Origin of the sequence: Streptomyces sp. NBC_01477 (genome assembly GCF_036227245.1) — a bacterium.
Taxonomy (GTDB): Bacteria; Actinomycetota; Actinomycetes; order Streptomycetales; family Streptomycetaceae; genus Actinacidiphila.
The window spans coordinates 905,411-924,734 of the sequence record NZ_CP109445.1 but is presented as its reverse complement, the minus strand read 5'-3'; the positions used below and the strand labels follow the sequence as shown (position 1 = coordinate 924,734).

The 19,324-nt window shown below is 74.2% G+C and carries 17 protein-coding genes; 8 read left to right on the top strand and 9 right to left on the bottom strand.

Annotation, left to right across the window (positions count from 1 at the left end; translation table 11 throughout):
* The first annotated feature begins 49 nt into the window (after window positions 1–49).
* Window positions 50–775, top strand: a complete 726-nt coding sequence (locus OHA86_RS03650; RefSeq protein WP_329172416.1) for a GAF and ANTAR domain-containing protein — start codon at window positions 50–52, stop codon at window positions 773–775.
* A gap of 72 nt (window positions 776–847) precedes the next feature.
* Here the strand turns inward: OHA86_RS03650 and OHA86_RS03645 are convergent, their stop codons facing one another.
* The 3 genes from OHA86_RS03645 to OHA86_RS03635 all read right to left on the bottom strand — a co-directional run bounded on the left by OHA86_RS03645 (window position 848) and on the right by OHA86_RS03635 (window position 3,207).
* The gene (locus OHA86_RS03645; RefSeq protein ID WP_329172415.1) at window positions 848–1,582 is read right to left on the bottom strand and encodes a GAF and ANTAR domain-containing protein; all 735 of its coding nucleotides are present in this window, start codon (window positions 1,580–1,582) and stop codon (window positions 848–850) included.
* A 429-nt stretch (window positions 1,583–2,011) separates the two neighbouring features.
* Window positions 2,012–2,326 (bottom strand): STAS domain-containing protein, encoded by a 315-nt coding sequence (locus OHA86_RS03640; RefSeq protein ID WP_329182203.1) that lies wholly within the window; start codon window positions 2,324–2,326, stop codon window positions 2,012–2,014.
* Between the two features lie 302 nt (window positions 2,327–2,628).
* Window positions 2,629–3,207 (bottom strand): hemerythrin domain-containing protein, encoded by a 579-nt coding sequence (locus OHA86_RS03635; RefSeq protein ID WP_329172413.1) that lies wholly within the window; start codon window positions 3,205–3,207, stop codon window positions 2,629–2,631.
* Between the two features lie 165 nt (window positions 3,208–3,372).
* Between OHA86_RS03635 and OHA86_RS03630 the strand changes: the two genes are divergently transcribed.
* Window positions 3,373–4,530: a carboxylate-amine ligase gene (locus tag OHA86_RS03630; protein WP_329172411.1), complete on the top strand. Its 1,158-nt coding sequence runs from the start codon at window positions 3,373–3,375 to the stop codon at window positions 4,528–4,530.
* Window positions 4,531–4,655: 125 nt separating this feature from the next.
* Here OHA86_RS03630 and OHA86_RS03625 read toward each other — a convergent pair whose 3' ends face one another.
* Both OHA86_RS03625 and OHA86_RS03620 read right to left on the bottom strand, forming a co-directional pair.
* Window positions 4,656–5,621, bottom strand: coding sequence for an anti-sigma factor RsbA family regulatory protein (locus OHA86_RS03625; RefSeq protein WP_329172409.1), 966 nt, complete (start codon window positions 5,619–5,621; stop codon window positions 4,656–4,658).
* Entirely contained in the window at window positions 5,618–6,433 is an 816-nt protein-coding gene (locus OHA86_RS03620) for an MEDS domain-containing protein (protein WP_329172407.1), read from the bottom strand. The genes OHA86_RS03625 and OHA86_RS03620 overlap by 4 nt, the downstream gene beginning before the upstream one ends.
* A gap of 157 nt (window positions 6,434–6,590) precedes the next feature.
* On the opposite strand from OHA86_RS03620, the gene OHA86_RS03615 reads away from it, so the two are divergent.
* Entirely contained in the window at window positions 6,591–8,330 is a 1,740-nt protein-coding gene (locus tag OHA86_RS03615) for a serine/threonine-protein kinase (RefSeq protein WP_329172405.1), read from the top strand.
* A gap of 97 nt (window positions 8,331–8,427) precedes the next feature.
* Window positions 8,428–9,114, top strand: a complete 687-nt coding sequence (locus OHA86_RS03610; protein ID WP_329172403.1) for a M24 family metallopeptidase — start codon at window positions 8,428–8,430, stop codon at window positions 9,112–9,114.
* A 37-nt stretch (window positions 9,115–9,151) separates the two neighbouring features.
* On the opposite strand, the gene OHA86_RS03605 is transcribed toward OHA86_RS03610, so the two are convergent.
* The 3 genes from OHA86_RS03605 to OHA86_RS03595 all read right to left on the bottom strand — a co-directional run bounded on the left by OHA86_RS03605 (window position 9,152) and on the right by OHA86_RS03595 (window position 12,875).
* A complete protein-coding gene (locus tag OHA86_RS03605; protein ID WP_329172401.1) occupies window positions 9,152–10,489 on the bottom strand; it encodes a tetratricopeptide repeat protein in 1,338 nt (445 codons plus the stop codon).
* Entirely contained in the window at window positions 10,486–11,088 is a 603-nt protein-coding gene (locus OHA86_RS03600) for a class F sortase (RefSeq protein ID WP_329172399.1), read from the bottom strand. The genes OHA86_RS03605 and OHA86_RS03600 overlap by 4 nt, the downstream gene beginning before the upstream one ends.
* Before the next feature lie 98 nt (window positions 11,089–11,186).
* Window positions 11,187–12,875 carry a DUF4331 domain-containing protein gene (locus OHA86_RS03595; protein ID WP_329172397.1) on the bottom strand — a complete coding sequence of 563 codons (1,689 nt, stop codon included), beginning with the start codon at window positions 12,873–12,875 and terminating at the stop codon, window positions 11,187–11,189.
* A gap of 378 nt (window positions 12,876–13,253) precedes the next feature.
* Here OHA86_RS03595 and OHA86_RS03590 point away from each other — a divergent pair, with 378 nt between their 5' ends.
* The 4 genes from OHA86_RS03590 (at window position 13,254) to OHA86_RS03575 (ending at window position 18,344) form a co-directional block, all read left to right on the top strand.
* The gene (locus tag OHA86_RS03590; RefSeq protein ID WP_329172395.1) at window positions 13,254–14,699 is read left to right on the top strand and encodes a DUF4331 domain-containing protein; all 1,446 of its coding nucleotides are present in this window, start codon (window positions 13,254–13,256) and stop codon (window positions 14,697–14,699) included.
* Between the two features lie 140 nt (window positions 14,700–14,839).
* Window positions 14,840–16,156, top strand: a complete 1,317-nt coding sequence (locus tag OHA86_RS03585; protein ID WP_329172393.1) for a tetratricopeptide repeat protein — start codon at window positions 14,840–14,842, stop codon at window positions 16,154–16,156.
* On the top strand, window positions 16,153–17,970 hold the full coding sequence (locus OHA86_RS03580; protein WP_329172392.1) for a nickel/cobalt transporter: 1,818 nt from the start codon (window positions 16,153–16,155) through the stop codon (window positions 17,968–17,970). Before OHA86_RS03585 ends, OHA86_RS03580 begins: the two co-directional genes overlap by 4 nt.
* 56 nt (window positions 17,971–18,026) lie before the next feature.
* A complete protein-coding gene (locus OHA86_RS03575) occupies window positions 18,027–18,344 on the top strand; it encodes a hypothetical protein (RefSeq protein WP_329172389.1) in 318 nt (105 codons plus the stop codon).
* Between the two features lie 13 nt (window positions 18,345–18,357).
* Here the strand turns inward: OHA86_RS03575 and OHA86_RS03570 are convergent, their stop codons facing one another.
* Entirely contained in the window at window positions 18,358–18,921 is a 564-nt protein-coding gene (locus tag OHA86_RS03570) for an NADPH-dependent FMN reductase (RefSeq protein ID WP_329172387.1), read from the bottom strand.
* Between the last annotated feature and the right edge of the window lie 403 nt (window positions 18,922–19,324).

Sequence of the window (19,324 nt, the reverse complement as noted above, 5' to 3'; positions counted from 1 at the left end):
AGATGCCGACGCGAGCGGCGGGCCGGTGGGCCGCCGAGAGGAGACGATCATGGACACGTCGGACGGGCGCCACATCCCCGATGTCACGGCCCTGCTGCTGACCACGCAGAGTCTGGAGGGCTTCCTGACCGCGCTGGCCGAGATGGCCGTCGGCCTCGCGCCGGAGAGCGACGGCTGCGGCATCACGCTGGAGCGCCAGCGCCGCCCGGTGACGGTCACCAGTGTGGGTGACACCGCGCCGCGGCTGGACGAGAAGCAGTACGCGCTCGACAACGGTCCGTGCCTGGAGGCGCTGCGCACCGGCGAGGAGGTCGCGGTGGCCGACATGCTGGCCGAGCGGCGGTGGGGCGCCTATCCGGCCTACGCGGCGGCCCTGGGCACGCACTCGTCCCAGTCCCTGCCGATCGCCCCGCACACCCATACGGCGGGCGCGCTGAACCTCTACGCGCCCCAGCCGCACGCGTTCGCCGACGCCGACATGACCGCGCTGCGGTCGCTGGCCTCCCAGGCGACGGGGGCCATCGCGCTGGCCCAGCGGACCGCCGACGCCCAGGAGCTCGCCGCGGACCTCCAGGCCGCCCTCCAGTCACGTACGGTGATAGACCAGGCGATCGGGGTGCTCATGGCGCAGCAGCGGTGCGGCCCCGGCAGCGCGTTCGAGCTGCTGCGCGCGGCCTCCCAGCACCGCAACGTCAAGCTCCGCGATGTGTGCGCGGAACTGGTCGCCCGCTACGGCGACCCCGACCACGACCAGGCGCTGCGGCCCCGCGTGTGACACCGGCCCCGGGCCGCGGCGCGCAGGCCGCCGGCCAGGGGCCTGCGGCCTGCGCGACGGCCGTGCGCCGCCCTAGCGGCGCGGCTGTATCGCGTCGCCGGCCGCCGGCTGCCCGGTGATGCTGGTGACCAGCTCCGCGCACAGATCGCGGAGCTTGACGTTGCGGTGCTGGGAGGCGGTCCTCAGCACCTCGAAGGCCTTCTCCGCGGTGCAGCGCTGCTGGCCCATGATGATGCCGATCGCCTGGTCGATGACCGTACGTGACTGGAGGGCGGCCTGGATGTCGGCCGCGAATTCCTCCGCGTCGGCGATCCGCTGCGCCAGCGCGATGGCCCCCGTCGCCTGGGAGGCCAGCGACCGCAGCGCGGTCATGTCGGCGTCGGCGAACGCGTGCGGCACAGCGGCGTAGATGTTCAGCGCGCCCGCGGTGTGGGTGTGCGGGGCGATCGGCAGCGAGAGCGAGGAGCGCGCCCCGCAGGCGGCGGCGTAGGCCGGGTACCCGCCCCAGCGCTGCTCCCGCAGCGTGTCGGGCACGCTGACCGTCTCGCCGGTGCGCATCGCCTGGAGGCACGGGCCGTCGTCCTGGCCGTACTGCGCCTCGTCGAGCTGGGTGGCCGCCTCTCCCGAACTGGACACCGTCACCGGCCGGCCCTGCCGCTCCAGCGTCACACCGCACCCGTGCGCTGCCGGTGCGTACCGCAGCGCGGCCTTGGCGAGGGTCTGCAGAAACGCTCCAAGTGTGTCGGTTTCCAGCAGCAACGCGGTCAGATCCACCGCGGCGGACTCTGGCCTGTCTGTCATGGTCATCTCGATCTGAGTGGGGTGGGGTGCGCAAGCGCGGGCAGGCGGCAGTCAGCCGGCGAGGGTGACCGCCGCCATGGGCCGTACGCGTAGGGCATCCCCGCGCGGGTGGAAAGGATCGCGGAGCGCCGGGACGTCAGCGCGAGGGGCCGGGACGCACCAGGCGCCGGTACGCTCGCCGGCCGGTCCGGGGCGGCTCGCCTGCGGTGGCGGGCCGGGCGCGGGCCGGGCGATCCGGCACGCGAGCGGGGCGCGGGCCGACAGCGGCGCCCGGCGGTGTGGTCACGGACGGGCCGACGCGGCGGCAGGCAGAGGGCACGGCGAACTCCACGGAAGCAGGAACATCCCTTGGGAAGGCCTCTTCCTGACCTCAGCGAAGCCATTATGCCTGTTTCCCGGGCGCCACGGGCTGCCCGCCCCGTGCTCCCGGCGGCGTCACCGTCCGCGGTACGCCTCTGGGGCGAGCAGGAATTCCACGCCGGCCATGTGGAAGATCCTGACCGCTATCGGCGGGACGACGACCCGCAGGGCGATGCCGCGGGCGCGGGCCGCCGCGTACGTCTCGCACAGGGTGCGCAGCGCGGCGGTGGTGACAATGGAATCGTGCAGGCGTACGACCAGCTCGGATTCCTCGCACGTCTCGACATGCGAGCGCAGGGCACACGAGACGGCCTCGTGGTCCATCGCGTCGATGACGCCGTTCACCTCGACGGTGACGTGCGATTCCTCCCGGTAGGCCAGGATGTCCACAGGGGGCAAAGCGGCGGTCCGTTCTTCGTGCACAACAAGGACACGGCCGCTTCCTGACCACCTCTTACGCTAACAGTTGGGGCGCCCCCGCGGGCTCGGGCCGCCTGACACGGCCCGTCTCGGGTACGCAGGAGCGCCCGCGCGGTGCGCCGCCGCGCCGCCGGACCGGCTCCGGGCCGCAGCACGCGTACCGGCCCGCGCCCGTCCACGCGGGGCGGGTGCGGGCCGGTCGGTACGGTGCCTCGGCGGGCGATCGCGGGGCGGGGGCCCCGGCGGCCGATGGCGTCGCTGAGAGCGGCGCCTCAGCGGCCGATCGCGTCGCGCGCCTCGTCCATCATGGCGGCGAACGGACCCGTCAGGACCAGCCGGGCCGGAGAGCCCGCGGCGGTCGGGTGCGGGTGCGTGGGCGCGAGGTGCTCGGCCCGCCGCAGCCGGGCGCCCATGGTCCGGCGCTGGTCCACCGAGCACTGGGCGACGATGGCGGGGAACTCCTCGCGCTCCTCGTGCCCGGCGTGCTCGCTCACCGCCTTCTCGAACTCGGCCAGCACCGTCTCGAAGCCGGGGCTGGAGACATCCATGCCCTCCAGCTTCTTCAGGACCTCGCCGGCCTCCTTCTCCTCGGCGTTGCGTGCCTCGGCCTCCTCCGTCCCGGCGGTCTTCTCCGCCACCGGCCGGACGATCAGCTCCTCCGCGGCCTCGTGCACGGCCAGCAGGGAGCGCAGGTCGTCGAAGGCGCGCTGCCTGCTGGGACCCGTGGCCCTGGCGACCTGCGTGAACAGCTCGCGGATCCTGGCGTGCTGCTCCAGCAGCAGGGCCACGACATCGCCGTCGGGCAGCAGGTCCGCGGCGGCTCGTTCGGCGTCGGATGCGGATGCGGTCATCGACAACTCCTTTGCTCCGGGCGGGTGCGGTGCGCCGGCCGGGGCTGCCGGCGGGCGCGGTTCTGTCCGCGTGCCCGTGGTGCGACGGCTGACACGTCGTGCCCCGTTCGGCGCAAGCCGCCGCGTCCTGGCGGTGTTCCGGCGGATCGGGGGCAGGCGGGCGCCATGGAAACGACCCCGACCCTGGGTGTGGAAGAGGAATATCTGCTCCTGGACAGCGCGACCGGCGCCCCCTGCCCGCGGGCCGGCCGGGTGCAGGCCCTCGCCGACCACGACCCGGAACTCGCCCCGCACCAGGTGGACAGCGAACTGCTCCAGGCCCAGGTGGAGATCGCGACGCCCGTGTGCACGGGACTGGACGAGGTCACCGCCCACCTGCGGCGACTGCGGGAGACCGTGATCGGTGTGGCCGCACGCACCGGCTGCCGCCCCGCCGCGACGGGCGCCGCACCGCTCTCCGCCCGCGGCATCGTGCCCGTCACCCCCGAACGGCGCTACGAGGAGATGCGCGTCGACGCCGCCCAACTGGTCGACGAGCAGCTGATCTGCGGCATGCACGTCCATGTGGCCGTGCCCGACCGCTCGTCGGGCGCGGCGGCGCTCGGCAGGCTGCGGCCCTGGCTGCCGGTCCTCGTCGCGCTCGGCGCGAACTCCCCCTTCTGGGAGGGGCGCGACACGGGCTTCGCCAGCTGGCGCACGGTGGTCTTCGGGCGCTGGCCGGTCAGCGGCACACCCCCGTTCATCAGCGACGCGGCCGGTTACGAGGAACGCGTGGCGGCGCTGCTTGCCACCGGTGTGATCCCCGACCGCCGCCAGCTCTACTGGCACGCCCGGCTGTCCGAGACGTATCCGACGCTGGAGATCCGGGCCCCCGACGTCCAGGTGGACGTGGACAGCGCCGTCACCCTCGCCGGCCTCGCCCGCGGGCTCGTGGCCACGGCGCTGCGCGAGACCCGGCGCGGGAGGAAGGCGCTCGACCCGCCCGGCAGCATCCTGCACGCGGCGGGCTGGCACGCGGCCCGGTACGGGCTCGGCGCCGACCTCGTCGACGTACGCCACGGCACGCCGGCCCCGGCCGCCCAGGTCGTGGAAGCGCTCCTCGACCACTGCGCGCCGAGCCTGCGGGAGATGGGCGACCTCGACCGGGTCCAAGCCGGCCTCGACCGCCTGCTGACCGACGGCACCGGCGCCGCCCGGCAGCGCCGTGCCCACCGCGACCAGGGGCTGGACGCCGTGCTGGACCTGGTCGCACCGCCCGCGCCCGAACCGGCGGGGACCGGCTCCATTCCGGCGCCGCGGTCGGCGGCGGACGCCGCGCGCTGAGCGGCGGGGACGCGCCGCCGGTCACCGGCGGACCGATCGCCTCCGCCGGCGGCACGGACGCACCCGTGTCCCGCCGGCGGCGGCCCGCGGGCCGATGAGCCCGGCGGCGGCGCCCCGCGGGCCGGTCAGCGCAGCGCGGTGCTCAGCCGTACCGTGGTGCCGCTCTCGGCGGTGGAGCGGATCTGCACCAGGTCGCACAACTGGTGGACCAGCCACAGCCCCCGGCCGCCGAACTGGTCGGGCGTCGGGCGCGAGCGGCCCGCCAGCGGGTCGCGGATGTGCCCGGAGTCGTGGAATTCGCAGATGAGGACGTCGCCATCCACCCAGATCCGCAGGCGGCCCGAGCCGCCGCCGTGCCGGACGCTGTTGGCGGCCACCTCCGTCGCGGCCACCAGCAGTTCCTTCAGCCGCGCGCCCTGCAGCCCGTGCTGCGTGGCGCACGCGGTCACCGCGGCACGGACCGCCGCGAGCGCGCCCGCGCCGTAGACCAGGGTCTGCTGGGGGTCGCAGGCGGCGGACAGTTCCTCGAAGCTGAACGGCTGGTCGGAGAAGTCCGGGTTGTCGCCGTGCAGGGCGTCGGTGAGCCGGTACGGGTGGCACCGGCGCGCGGACTCCAGCGCGGCCGGCTCCACGGTGGTGACGTCGTACGGACACAGCAGCCACCAGGCGGGGGAGTTGGCGAAGGTGAGGTTCAGCAGCCACTCGTGGTAGCGCAGCTCACCGCGCTCGGCGGGAGTGGCCGTGCCCCACGGGCTCTCGCTGATGCCGCGCACCGGCAGGCCGCCGCCCGCGGTCTTGGCGATCCAGTCCTGCCAGGCCGGGATCAGCCGCCCGGGATTGCGGCCCAGCGCGCCGGTGTCCACGAACGACACCTGCCGGTCCGTCCCGGTCGCGTCCAGCGCCTCGCGCAGCATGTCCTGCTTGTCCTCCCCGACCGCGACGAGCACCGTCTCGTCAGCGGCCAGCGCGTCCTCGATGAAGGACAGGGCGCCCTGGAGGAAGGAGGCGTCGCCCTCGTAGGGGTACAGCTCGTGTCGGAAGGCGGGCGCCCCGGCGATTCCGGGCGCGCCGGCCGTGGCCTGCGGGGTCATGGCACCAGCTCCGCGGGGACGGAGGGGTCGTCGTAACCGAGCAGTGTCCAGCACCGTCGCACGGTGGAATTGGCGCGCTCCAGGAGGATCCTGCGGCCGGGGAAGGCGCCGGCGGCCTTGGCCAGCATCTGCATGCCCACCGCGTCCATCAGCTCCAGTCCGTCGCAGCACAGCCGCAGCGTCGGGGTGGTCCGCAGCAGCCCGGTCACCGCGGTCAGGAAGGCCCCGGCGCCGTCCGCGTCCACCACACCGCTCAGATTCCAGCGGTCCTCCGCGGCGCTGAACATGCGGAAGGAGGGCATCAGGGAGGACCGTCCGACGAAATGCGGATGCACGCTCGCCGCCTGCTCCAGTACGTCCGGCGCAAACTCCGACGCCGTGTACGCGCACACCACCATCGCCGCGCTGCCGCCGATCAAGGCGTCCAGCCGCAGCTCCTGGTCCGCCACCTGCTCCGGGGTGATCCCCGAAGGCCAGATCCTGTCCATGTGTGCCAACACCCGCAACGCCCGAAAGCCCTGTCGGCCGGCCGTCTCGGCCTCCTGCCGCACCAGGGACACCAATGCGTCCGCGTCCCAGCGTACGCCCGGGCGGGCGGAGCCGGGATCGACCAGCAGACCCCGCGCGGGACCCAGCTCCGGCCACACCGGGGACCGCGATCCGACGACCATGATCTTGTCGCCGAGGTCGGTGCCGTCCGAGAGGTATCCCCGGGCGGTCCGCTTGAAGTCGTCCTGCGGCGGCACCGCCCAGCACACATGGTCACCGACCTCGACCTGGGAGAGGCTCGCCACGCTGCGGGTGATCCTCACACAGCCCTCCTCGCCCGACCCCGACCGTACGACTCGGCACAGTGTGTCACTCCCTGCGAGCGGGAGGCCAACCGCCCCATGGCCCGCGCACGGCCGTTACGACGCCGCCCGCCGGAGTGCGGCGGGGCACCCCGCCGGGTCTTCTACGATGACGGGCATGAATCCTGGGGGGCCGCGGATACGGCTCGTAGACGGCCGGTTCGAACTGCTGGACCGGCTCGGTGGCGGCGGCATGGGCCTGGTCTGGCGGGCCCGCGACACGGCGCTGGACCGCGAGGTCGCGCTGAAGGAGGTACGGCCGCCCGACGCCGCCATGGCCGAGGCCGATCCGGACGGCACGCGGCTGATGCGCGACCGGGTGCTGCGCGAGGCCAAGGCGCTGGCAAGGCTCCAGCACCCCAACGTGGTGATCATCCACCACATCGTGGACAGCCCCGAGCACGCCTATCCCTGGCTGGTGATGGAGCTGGTACGCGGCGGCAGCCTCGCCGACCGGCTGAACCGGGGGCCGCTGCCGGTGCCCGAGGCGGCCCGGGTCGGCCGCGGGGTGCTCGGCGCGCTGCGGGCCGCGCACGAGGCGGGCGTCCAGCACCGGGACGTCAAGCCCGGCAATGTGCTGCTGCGGCCGGACGGCACACCGGTACTCACCGACTTCGGCATCGCGGCCGTGCACGGCGCCACCGCGCTCACCGCGACCGGCGCGCTGATCGGCTCGCCCGAGTACATCGCGCCCGAGCGGATCCGCGGGGTGGAGGGCAACCCCTCCTCCGACCTGTGGTCCCTGGGCATGATGCTCTACGTGGCGGTCGAGGGAACCCACCCGCTGCGCCGGGGCACCTCGCTGGCGACGCTCGCCGCCGTCCTGGACGAGCCGCTGCCGCCACCGGTGCGCGCGGGCGCGCTGGGCCCCGCGCTGTCGGCGATCCTCGCCAAGGACCCCGCGGCGCGGCCCGGCGCCGAGGCCTTCGACCGGATGCTCGCGGCGGCGGCGCAGGCCACCCCCGCCTACGGCTTCCCCGCCGCCCCCGTGCCCGGCCCGCACCCGGCGACCCCGCCCCCGACGCACACCCCGCAGGACCTGCGTCCCCCGCAGTCCACGCCGGCGCCGTACGGGGACGGCCTGCCCCCGTCGGCCTACGGCGGCTGGACACCGCCGGCGCACGTGCGGCCCGCGCCGCCCGCCAGGACCGGCCGCCGCCGCGGGCCGGTCACCGCGCTGATCGGCGCCGGGTCGGCGGCGGCCGTCGGCGTGCTGGTGTGGATCGCGCTGCCGGACGACCCGGGCAAGGCCGCGGCCGGCGACACGGGCGGGTCGCCCTCCGCGGTGGGCGCCCCGGCAGCCTCCTCGACCGCGTCCGCCGACCGGAGGACGGCCGGCCCGACCGGCACCGCGGCCGGTCCCTCCGTCACCGCGGCCGGGTCGGGCACCTCCGCCGGGCAGGGCGGCACGTCCGGGCAGGGCGGCCTGCTCACCCCGGCGGGTGTGCGGACGGTCGTCGCCGCCTTCACCCCGCACATCGCGGGCAACAAGGTCATCTCGCTGACCGTCTACGAGGACTACGCCGTCGCCGAGGCCCCGACGCCGAAGGACCCGAGCGTCTACGACCGGCTGCTCTACCGCGACGGCCGGGTGACCGCGGAGCCGGGCGGCACCGTCAAGGACGCCATGGAACCGCCGGCGAGCCTGTCCCCCTACAACTGGGACGTGATCACCGGGCTGATGGACCAGGCCGAGCAGAAGCTCAACGTGCCGCATCCGACGTCCCGCTACCTCATCATCGGCAGCGACATCATCGACGGGACCCCGCAGATCAGCGTCTACTTCTCCGACGACTACGGCAGCGGCTACCTCAGCGCCACTCCCCGGGGCAAGGTCACCGACACCCACCCGAAGTAGGGTCCGCGCGGGGCCGGGCCGTACGCGGACGGCCCGGCCTTCCCGCGCCGCTCCATCACGCTTGCCGCGGCCGTCCCCGGACACCTAGGCTGATTCGGTGACGGACGAATCCAGCCGGGCGGCACGCTTGCTGGACGCCCAGGCCAAGGCGGCGCTGCTGTTCGGCGAGATCGAGGCGCGGGGCCTGGTGGCGGCGGGCGTGGGCGAACGCGCGGTCAGCGACCGCGTCCGCGATCTGGCGAACGAGATGTTCGGGACCACGCACTACTGGCACAAGCGGATCGTGCGCTCGGGACCCAACACCCTGCTGCCCTACCGCGAGAATCCGCCGGACCGGACCATCGGCGCCGACGACATCGCCTTCGCCGACTTCGGGCCGGTCTTCGAGGAGTACGAGGCCGACTTCGGGCGGACCTTCGTCCTCGGCGACGACCCCGTCAAGCACCGGCTGCGCGACGACCTGCCGGTGGTCTTCGCCGCCGGGCGCCGCGCCTTCGAGGCGGACCAGGACATCACCGGCAAGCAGCTCTACGCCGAGGTCGAGCGGGCGGCGGCGGAAGCGGGCTGGCAGCTGGGCGGCTGGCACGCGGGCCACCTGGTCGGGGAATTCCCGCCCGAGTACAACGACTGGGAGGCCGTCGACACCCACGTCGTGCCCGCGAACGACAAGCCGATGCGGCGCACCGACGAGGCGGGCCGGCTCCTGCACTGGATCCTGGAGGTCCATCTGATCGACCGCGAGCGGAATTTCGGCGGCTTCTTCGAGCAACTGCTCGACCTCTGACGCCCGTCGGGGCACACCGCCTGCCGCACCGCTCGTCCTATCGCAGCGCCGCGAGCGCCGCCCGTGCCCGGGGCGCGTGCAGCGGGCTGAAGTGCGGGTTGATCGCGAGCGCCCCGGTCAGGTCGGTGCGGGCCGCGGAGGTGTCGCCGAGGGCCTGCTCGATCATCGCCCGGTGGTAGTGGAAGAGGGCGTTGCGGGTGCCCTGGGCCAGCGCGCGGTCGGATTCCGCCAGCGCCTCTCGGTCCTGGCCGGCTGCGTGCAGTGCCCAGGCCAGGGCGTCGTGGCTGTCCATGAAGGGGCGGGTGGCGAGGCCCTGGCGGGCGATGGCCAGCGCCTGCCCGGCATTCCCGTGGTCGGCTTCGAAGAGGGCGGCGTCGGAGTCGAGCGCGACACCGTTGGCGGTGAAGAGCCGCTGTTCCGCGCGGAAGACCCGGTATTGCTGGTCGGCCTCCTTGGTGCGGCCGAGCGACTGGTACAACTCGCCGAGCTGGAGGACGTATTCGGGCTGCGGGACGCGCTGGACGGCCCGGGTCAGGTCGGTGATCGCGGCCCCGGTCCTGCCGAGGGCGGCTTCCGCGCGGGCCTTGGCCTGGAGCAGCGCGGTGTAGGTGGGGGCGACGCGCAGGCCGGCTTCTGCCTCGGTCAGCTCGGTGGCGGGGTCGCCGCTGTTGAAGGCGAGTTCGCCGAGGTAGTAGGAGGCGAAGGCCTGGTCGGCGGGACCGGCCGCGTCGTTGAGGGCGCGCCGCATGTCGGCCCGGGCGGTGGGGATGTCGCCGCGCAGTTCTGCGACGTAGGAGGCACGGGACAGCGACGGCGAGCCCGGCCGCAGGTCGACCATGTGCTGGACGGCGCCGGCGGCTTCGCCGTAGCGGCCGAGCTGGGTGTAGGCGTCGGCGAGGGTGCCGTAGAGGGACGCGTTGTAGGGGTTGGCGGCGGTGGCGCGCTTCGCCCAGGTCAGGGCCTCCGCGAAGTGGTGGCGGCCCGCTTCAAGCGCCGCCATCCCGCCCATCGCGGTGAAGTTGCCCGCCGGGTCCAGGGCCAGCGAGCGCGTGAGGACTCCCTCGGCCTTGGGGTAATACGTCGGGTCCGCGGTGGCCTTGGCCTGCTGGACGTAGTCGAGGCCGAGGGTGGCCAGCGCGACGGCGTCGCCGGGTGTCTCGCGCAGGTGGGCCTGGACGCCGCTGATGTCCGCGGCGAGCGGATCGGCGGGGGCGGCCGGGGCGCTCCTCTCAGGACCGGGGGCGGCCGGTGCGGCCGGCCAGGGCGCGAGGCCGAGGCCGCCGGCGAGGAAGAGCCCGACGCCCAGGACGGTGGTGACGCTCGCGGACAGAAGGGTGCGTCGGCGCAGGGGGCGCCGGCGGAGGTGCAGGGTCAATTTCCGCTCCGGGTGGGGACGGTCGGGGGACGCGGCGCGGCGAGGGCGGCGTAGACGACGACGTTGTCGCGGTAACCGCCGTGCTCGTGGTCGTACGGGCCGCCGCAGGTGATCAGTCGCAGGGACGGGGGGCCGGCCGGCGCGTACACCTCGGCGTCGGGGAAGGCGTCCTTGTCGTACTGGCGCAGCGCCTTGACGGTGAAGGTGACGTGCGAGCCGTCGGTGCGGTCGATGGTTATCGGGTCGCCGGGGCGCAGCGAGGAGACCTGGTAGAAGGCGGCCGGCCCGGTCAGGGAGTCGACGTGGCCGACGACTATCGCGGCGCCCGGATCCCCCGGCCGGGGGCCGTCGCTCCACCAGCCGACCTGGGCCGGGTCCTGCGGGGCGGCGAGGTGGCCGTCCTGCTGCACGCCGAGCCCGACGAGCGGGTCGCTGAGCGCGATACGCGAGATGCGTATCCGGGCCGGCGGCGGTGCGGAGGGCGCGGGGGCCGGGGCGGACACGGTGGGCCGGGCGGCGGGCAGCGCCCCTATGTCGGCCCGCGCGCGCGGCCCGGGCCTGGCGACCAGCGCGCAGCTCCCGGCGGTCGCCAGTGCCATGCCCACGGCCACCGCGACAGCGGCGACAGGGCGGCGGTGCGGCCGCGGCCGCCCGCCCTCCGGTGCGGAGGACGGGCGGCCGGGCGGGGCGGAGACGGTCACACCCGGCTCGCGCGCCGCCGGCGCAGGGCCATGACGCCCGCGCAGGCCAGCAGCGCGCCGCCGCCGGCCGCGACCGCGGGCACGACGGGGGAGCCGCCCGTGCCGGCGGTGCCGCCGAGACCGGCGCCGACGCCGCCGTCGGGCTGGAGGGAGTCGGCCTGGTTGACCGCGGCGGTGTTGGGCAGCGCCACGTAGGGGAAGGTCGCGCCGGGCTGGCGGTAGGGGGTGTTCACCGCGTCGCCGGCGGCGAGCGCGGGCACGATCGTGCCGGTCTGGGCGGCGCCTTCGAGGGCCTGCAGCTCGATGTCGACGACGTCGTCATCGAGCCGGCGGCCGTTGGGGAAGCCCTGGAGGTCGCCGCCGAGGACGCCGAGCCGGTTGGGGCTCGCGGTCACCGGGGTCGTCAGGTTGAGCCGGAGTTCCTCGGAGGCGGTGAAGGCGCTCTTGTCCACGTCCGCGTTGAGCTGCTGCGAGTTGAGGTCGGCCTTGATGGGGCCGCAGGCCTTGCAGATGCCGGTGAGGAAGATCTCCACCAGGTCGTTGCGCGGGGTCGCGGGCGCCGGGACGCCGTAGATGCTCTGGATGAGCTTGGGCACGATCGGATTCTTGACCGCGTTCACGACCGGGGTGACGGTGTGGTCGACGTCGGGGCTGATCGAGTTGAAGGCGTCCTTGTAGTTCAGCGGTACGACGACCTCGTTGACCAGCGGATTGCCGAGCCGGGAGACCTGGTGCCAGCCGCTCTGCCCGTCCTTGCCCTGGGCCTGCGCGACGTCCTTGCCCTGGGTGTCACCGCTGCTGCCGTGCGAGCCCGAGCCGGTCTCGCCGCCCTTGGCGGCCGGCGCGCCGACCGCCGCGCCCTGGCGGTCGGTGGTGGACCAGATCCCGACGACGGGGTTGCGGGTGGTGTCGCCGTTCAGGGCGAGGTCCTTCTTGGGGACCTGGAGGGCGATGGTGTTGACGTTGTAGCCCGCCAAGGTGTTGTGGCCGGTCTCCTTGAGGTTGCCGCCGTAGAGCAGGTCGAAGATCCGCAGGTCGAGGAAGAACGGGTCGGCGCTCTGGCCTGCGAGGGTCTGGCCGCCGCCCGGCAGCGGTGTGATGGCCTGCTTGCGCAGCGAGGCGTAGTCGGGCATCGAGGCCTTGCCGACGTTCGAGGGCGCGGCGGGCGCGTCATTGAGCAGCGTCGTGACATTGCCGCGGGCGTCGGTCCTGGTGAGCGTGTAGGTCTGGCGGAAGTTCAGGGTCGGGTCGGTGAGGTTGTTCACGACCCCGGTGTTGTAGAGGAACTGGTTGTCGCCGTCGCGCAGGTGGTCGGTGAAGGACCAGGTGTAGGTGGTGTCGGCCTTGCCGTCGCCGTTGCTGTCGATCTTGATGTTGTAGTGCGCGTCATTGGCGAACGGGTAGAAGTTCGGGCCGCCGTTGGGCTCCTCGAACGGAATCCAGTCGGCCACCATCGTCACGGTGTCCGGGTTGTCGGGGCTGGTGAAGGCGTAGACGTCGGTGTTGTCGGCCTTCGGGTCGCCCGCGATCAGCGGCGCCTCGCGGTGGCTGGAGGCGGAGCTGACACCGGGCGTCAGACCGGTCAGGGCGGCGGCGCCCAGCAGGGCGAGGATGCCGGCGCCGGCGAGCGCGCGCTCGGCCGGGCGGAGCGCGGGCATGCGGCGTGGCAGGCGGGAGGAACGCATGGGCCATCCGTTTCCGAGGTGGGCCGACGCCTTCCGGGGTGACGGCCGCTGGCGGGGGACGCTCGAAGTCCCATACGAACCCGGCGGCGGCGCCCGTCGTGGGTGCTGCCACCTCGAACCGCATGTCCATAATGTGACTTAAGCTACGGTCACGTCACCATGACCGCTTTCCGCCCGCAACGCGACTGAGCCGAACGGATTCCCGCGTACGCCGGAGCAGCCGCCCCTGCCCTTCGGCCACCGGACGGGAAAAATATCGGCCACCCGGGTGGAGTCGGCCGGGTCGGGCAGTCCGCCGGGGGCATGGGGACGAACCGGGCAGGAACGTGTGACGCGGCCCAGCGAGGCCGCGTCCTCCGCCCGAGAGAAAGCCCCTCCATGACCCTTCGCAGAAAACCGGCCCGCATCGGCCGGCGCCGGTCGGCCGCCCTCCTGCTGACGCTGAGCACCGCTGTCGCGGGCGCGGCGCTGGCCGGTCCCGGCGCCGGTGTCGGCCAGGCGTCCAGCCACCGCGAGGCACCGCTGATCGCCTCGGACCCGCAGGTCGACAACACCGACCTGTACGCGTTCTCCAGCCCGGACAAGTCCGACACGGTGACGCTGGTCGCGAACTGGTACCCCTTCCAGGAGCCGAACGGCGGGCCGAACTTCTACCCGTTCGCCACGGACGCCCACTACGACATCAACATCGACAGCCAGGGCACCGGCACGCCGGACCTGACCTACCGGTGGACGTTCCGCAACGAGGACCGCCGCGGCGACAAGACGTTCCTGTACAACAACGGGGTCGTCAACAACCTCACCGACCCCACCCTGCTGTTCCGCCAGCACTACACGCTGCAGGAGATCAGGACCGGGCACCGCCCCGTGACGCTCGTCGACGACGCCATCGCCGCCCCGTCGAACGTGGGCAAGGCGTCCATGCCGGACTACGGGAGGCTGCGCAGCCAGGCGACCCGCAGACTGCCCGGCGGCGGGCAGACCGTGGCCAGCCAGGCGGCCGACCCGTTCTTCCTCGACCTGAGGATCTTCGACCTGCTCTACGGCGGGAATCTGAGCGAGACCGGGCACAACACGCTCAACGGCTACAACGTCAACACCCTGGCCATCCAGGTGCCCAAGTCGGCGCTGGCCTACCGCGGCAACGCCACCCGCAACCCGGTCGTCGGCGTGTGGAGCTCCACCGAGCGGCGCACCATGCAGCTCAGCCCGGGCAAGTCCACCCCGACAGGCCCGTACGTGCAGGTCTCCCGGCTCGGCAATCCGCTGGTCAACGAGGCGGTCGTCCCCGCGGGCCTGAAGAACGCCTTCAACGCCCTGCCGCCGTCGCAGGACCACAACCAGCCCAAGCTGGTCGCGAAGGTCCTCGACCCCGAGGTGCCCAAGCTCGTCCAGGCGATCTACGGCATCCCCGCGCCCGCCACCCCGCGCACCGACCTCCAGGAGATCTTCCTGACGGGCATCGCGAAGGCGACGGGCGGCCCGCTGGCCGTCGACCTCAACTCGCAGCTGCTCAACAAGGACATCGACAAGCGCCGCTTCGTCCCCGCCGAGGAACTGCGGCTGAACATGTCGACCCCGGTGACGGCGAAGCCGAACCGGCTCGGCGTGCTGGGCGGCGACTTCCAGGGCTTCCCGAACGGGCGGCGCATGGCTGACGACGTGGTGGACATCGCCCTCCAGGCACTGGAAGGCGCCACTCCGGGCCACCTCATCCAGGCCCTGGCCGCCGGTGACGGCGTCAACGGACCCGGCCGCCCCTACACGGGCAGCTTCCCGTACATCGCGCTGCCCTTCACCAACGCGGTGAACCAGGCCGGATGACCCCGGGGGTGCCCGGTGCGGGCCGAAGCCGTCGGCCCGCACCGGGCACCCGCTGCCGCGACCGGCCCGAGCGCCGTCGCCCCGGACCCCCCGGACCGCCGCCCCCGCCGAACCACCGTCGAGCCGAGGACACGAACTCCATGCGCCGCCTTGCACTGATCGCCACCGCCGCCGCGCTGTGTGCCGGCCTGGCCGGCTTCGCTGCGCTGGAGGATTCCGCCGACCCGCCCGGCCCGCCGGCCCCGCTGTCCGCACCCGGCGGCGGCGACCGGGGCGGCCCGCCGGACATGGGCACGGTGATCACCAAGCTCCAGACGGGCCTGCGGCAGCAGCCGGCCGACGCGTCCGGCTGGGCACAGCTCGGCTCCGCCTACGTCGAGCAGGCCCGGCTCACCGTCGATCCGACGCTCTACCCCAAGTCCGAGTCCGCGCTGCGCCGCTCCCTCGCACTCCAGCCGCAGCACAACACCGCCGCGCTCACCGGCATGGCCGGACTCGCCAACGCCCGGCACCGGTTCGCGCAGGCGCGCACCTGGGCGGACAAGGCCGTCGCCGACGACCCGTACGCCTGGGCGCCCTACGGCGCGCTCAACGACGCGCTGACCCAGCTCGGCGACGACCCGGCAGCGCAGGACGCCGTCCAGCACATGCTCGACCTCCACCCCTCCACCGAGTCCTTCACCCGCGCCTCCTACACCCTGGAGCTGCACGGGCATACCGCCGAGGCCGCCCAGGCGCTGCAACGCGCCCTGGAGGACGCCTCCTCACCGGCCGACGTGGCCTTCTGCCAGCACTACCTGGGCGAACTCGCCTTCAACACCGGCCACCCGCAGCAGGCCCTCGACCACTACCGGCGGGCGCTGGCGGCCGACCCCACCTACACCGCCTCGCTGGCCGGCTCGGCACGCGCGGAAGCCGCGCTCGGGCAGTCCGACCGCGCCGTCACCGACTACCGCACCGCCATCGCGCGGGTGCCGCAGCCGCAGTACGTCCTGGAGTTCGGCGAACTGCTCCAGTCGCTCGGCCGGGACGGCGAGGCCCGTACGGAATACGGCGTGCTCCGGGCCGAGCAGAAGCTCTTCGCCGCCAACGGCGTCGTGGACGACCTCAACCTCGGCCAGTACCAGGCCGACCACGGCGACCCGGAGCTCGCCGTGACCCTCCTGACCGCCGAATGGAACCGGCGGCACAATGTGCTGGTCGCCGACGCCCTGGGCTGGGCGATGCACCGGGCGGGACGGGACGCCGAAGCGCTGCCGCTGGCCCGGCAGGCCGACCGGCTCGGCTGGCGCGACGCCCTGCTGCGCTACCACCGCGGGGTCATCGAGCAGTCCCTCGGCGACCTCGCCCCGGCGCGTACCGACCTCGCGGGCGCACTCGCCGCCAACCCGCACTTCTCCCCGCTCTACGCGCCCGACGCCCGTACGCGTCTGGCCCGGCTCCAAGGACAGCGATGACCCCTCCCGCTGGCGCCCCCGGCACCCCGAACCGGCGACTCCACCGCGCGGCCCTGCTGCTGGCCGCCGTCCCGGCCCTGCTGTGGGCGGCGAGCGTTCCGGCCGCCGCCCACCCGCTCGGCAATTTCACCGTCAACCGCTACGACGGCCTCACCCTGCGCCCCGACCGGGTGGACGACCTCGCGGTCGTCGACACCGCCGAGATCCCCACCCTCCAGGCCGAGCCGGCCATGGACACCGACCACGACGGCACCCTCGGCCCTGCCGAAGCCGCCGCCGAGGCCCGGCGGGCCTGCGCGGCGCTGACCGCGCGGGTCCACGCGACCGTCTCGGACGGGAACGCGGCGGCGCGCACCCTCGCGTTCCGGCTGACGACCGGTTCCTACCGCCTGGTCCGCGGCCAGGCCGGTCTGGACACCGGACGGCTGGAGTGCCGGCTGACCGCCCCGGCCGCCCTCGGCAGCGGCGCCCGCGTGCGGTTCACCTCCGGCGTGGACGACTCCCGTATCGGCTGGCACGAGATCACCGCACGCGGGGACGGCGTCCGTGTCGGCACCTCGGACGTACCCGGGCGATCCGTGTCGCACGAGCTGCGCACCTATCCCGCGGACCTGCTGTCCAGCCCGCTCGACACGCGGCAGGCGGCCCTGTCGCTGGGCGCGGGCGGCGGCGCCGCCACCGCCGCGAGCGCGCCGGACTCCGGGTGGGCGGCGGACTGGTACGCGGCACTCGACCGGCACCTCGGCGCGCTCACGGACCAGCGCCGGCTCACGCTGCCCGTCGGCCTGCTCGCGGTGCTGATGTCCCTGGTCCTCGGGGCCGGCCACGCCGCGCTGCCCGGCCACGGGAAGACCATCATGGCCGCCTACCTGGCCGGCCGCCGGGGCCGCCCGCGCGACGCGGTCACCGTCGCGGGCACGGTCACCCTCACCCACACCGCCTCGGTGCTCGCCCTCGGGGTGGCGCTCAGCGTCTCCTCCGCGCTGGTCGGCGAGGACGCGCTCGCCTGGCTGGGTACGGTCAGCGGCATCGTCATCACCGCGGCCGGGCTGTGGCTGCTGCCCGCCGCGCTGCGCGCCTTCCGCACGCCGGAACGGGCGGCGGAGCCGCGGCACCCGGATCACGACCACGTCCACCACGACCACGAGCACGACCACGACCACGGTCCGGCGCCGCACGTCCACGCGCAGCCGCACCAGCCCGCGGCGGCGGTGTCGGCGACGGTGACAGCGGTCCTGGACGAGGAGGGACCGCCGGGCGGCCACTCCCACGGGGACGCCCCCGGGCACGTTCACGCGCAGGGCCATGACCACGGCCACCGGCACGACCACGGCCACGACGGCCAGCACGGCCGAGGGCACCACACCCACGGTCACACGCACGACCACCACGACCACCACGGCCACGGAGACCACGGGGACCACACCCACGCGGACCACTCCCACAGCCACGGGTGGCTCGGGCGGCACAGCCACAGCCACGGACCGGGCCGGGGGAGGGGCGGGCTGGTCGGCATCGGTATCGCCGGCGGCCTGGTCCCCAGCCCCTCCGCCCTCGTGGTGCTGCTCGGCTCCATCGCCCTGGGCCGCACCGGCTTCGGCGTCCTGCTCGTGGTCTGCTACGGCCTCGGCATGGCCGCCACACTGGCCGCCGCCGGGCTCGTGCTGCTCAAGCTCCGCGACCGGATTCCGGCGCTCGAAGGGGGCCGCTGGCACGCGCTGGCCGGCTGGGGCAGCCGGCTCACCCCGCTGGGCACCGCGCTGCTCATCCTGGCCGTCGGCGTCGGCACCGCGCTGCGGGCCCTACCGATGTGACGGCGGCAGCCGTACGTACCCCCGCGTCCCCGACCACCAGCCCCGAGGAGGGCTCCATGGCCTCGCCTTCCCGCCCCGCCCTTACCGCGGCCCTGCTGTTCGCCGCCGTCGCGCTGACGGCCTGCGGCGCCTCCGGCCCCCGTACCGGCGCCCTCGACAGGGGCTCGCCCGACGCCCACCCCACCTGCCGGGTGCACCAGCACGTGCTGCCCGGCTCCGACTACACCGGCGGCAAGGACAGCGCCCCGCTGGCCGTGCTCGACATGCTCCGCTACTACACGTCCCAGCGCGCGCTGCCCTTCTGCGACCACCGGCCGGCCACCGCCCAGGACACCGCCTGGACCGGGCTCTACCACCGGCTCACCCAGCGCTGATCCCGCCCCTGGTTCAGGCGCCCGCGGTGTCCACCGGGCCGGCGACGGCCGCTGCCAGCTGCTGGACGATCTCGGCGAGGCGCTCGCGCACCGGGGGACTGGTGACGGTGCCGTCCTCGCCGATGATCCCGCGGTCCACCGGCAGCCGCGCGCAGGCCGACTCCACGATGGCCGCGCCGGTGTAGGTGAGGACGGTACGCAGCGTGGCCTCCGCGCCGCCGCCCCTTCCGGGGGCGGCGGCATTGACCCACGCCACGGGCTTGTCGCTGATCTCGACGCCCCCGACCGTCCAGTCCAGCAGGTTCTTGAACGAGCCCGGCAGGGTGCCGGCGTACTCCGGTGCGCAGATCAGGACGGCGGTGGCCCCGGCGATCGCCGCGCGGAGCCCGGCGACGGGAGCCGGCGGCCTGTCGGTGTCGTCGTCGGGGTTGAAGTGCGGCAGGGCGGCCAGGCCGTCGTAAAGGACGGTGCGCACCGTCGGGGGCGCCACGGCCTGCGCGGTGCGCAGCACGGACTCGTTGCTGGAACCCGCTCGGACGCTTCCGGACAGCAGCAGGATCACCGGTGGTTCAGGCATCGGTCGACTCACCTCTCCGATCGTGCGGGACGTCATGGCTCCGGTCGGCCGCTCCGAAGGTGGCCCGCGGCAGGAACGTACCCTCTGACGCCGTTGCCGACTCGGCGAGATCATCGACGGCGAGGAGCACCACGGCCCGGGTCCCCGCGTCGTCCTCGGCGTGACGGGCGCCCTCGTCAACACGGTGTTGCGGTGATGTGGCAACACGACGGAAACATGAAATGGACGTGTCAACAGCGGGTCCGCCGTTGCCCCGCCCTCGGGGCCGACCGTAGCGTCACCGCGACAGATGCGACGCCCCCAGAGCGCCCGGGCCTGCTCTTCCACGCCCCGCTCCCCCCGTTTCAGGAGGGGTACCACCGTGAGCCGTCACGACCAGCAGGACCTCGGCCGGCGAGGTTTC

Excerpts from the sequence above, each read along its gene's own strand:
- OHA86_RS03585 (WP_329172393.1), top strand. The coding sequence starts at position 14,840 with ATGCGCCGCCTTGCACTGATCGCCACCGCCGCCGCGCTGTGTGCCGGC.
- OHA86_RS03570 (WP_329172387.1), bottom strand. The coding sequence starts at position 18,921 with ATGCCTGAACCACCGGTGATCCTGCTGCTGTCCGGAAGCGTCCGAGCG.
- OHA86_RS03575 (WP_329172389.1), top strand. The coding sequence starts at position 18,027 with ATGGCCTCGCCTTCCCGCCCCGCCCTTACCGCGGCCCTGCTGTTCGCC.
- OHA86_RS03595 (WP_329172397.1), bottom strand. The coding sequence starts at position 12,875 with ATGCGTTCCTCCCGCCTGCCACGCCGCATGCCCGCGCTCCGCCCGGCC.
- OHA86_RS03635 (WP_329172413.1), bottom strand. The coding sequence starts at position 3,207 with ATGACCGCATCCGCATCCGACGCCGAACGAGCCGCCGCGGACCTGCTG.
- OHA86_RS03645 (WP_329172415.1), bottom strand. The coding sequence starts at position 1,582 with ATGACCATGACAGACAGGCCAGAGTCCGCCGCGGTGGATCTGACCGCG.
- OHA86_RS03600 (WP_329172399.1), bottom strand. The coding sequence starts at position 11,088 with ATGGCACTGGCGACCGCCGGGAGCTGCGCGCTGGTCGCCAGGCCCGGG.
- OHA86_RS03590 (WP_329172395.1), top strand. The coding sequence starts at position 13,254 with ATGACCCTTCGCAGAAAACCGGCCCGCATCGGCCGGCGCCGGTCGGCC.
- OHA86_RS03650 (WP_329172416.1), top strand. The coding sequence starts at position 50 with ATGGACACGTCGGACGGGCGCCACATCCCCGATGTCACGGCCCTGCTG.
- OHA86_RS03630 (WP_329172411.1), top strand. The coding sequence starts at position 3,373 with ATGGAAACGACCCCGACCCTGGGTGTGGAAGAGGAATATCTGCTCCTG.
- OHA86_RS03580 (WP_329172392.1), top strand. The coding sequence starts at position 16,153 with ATGACCCCTCCCGCTGGCGCCCCCGGCACCCCGAACCGGCGACTCCAC.
- OHA86_RS03625 (WP_329172409.1), bottom strand. The coding sequence starts at position 5,621 with ATGACCCCGCAGGCCACGGCCGGCGCGCCCGGAATCGCCGGGGCGCCC.
- OHA86_RS03615 (WP_329172405.1), top strand. The coding sequence starts at position 6,591 with ATGAATCCTGGGGGGCCGCGGATACGGCTCGTAGACGGCCGGTTCGAA.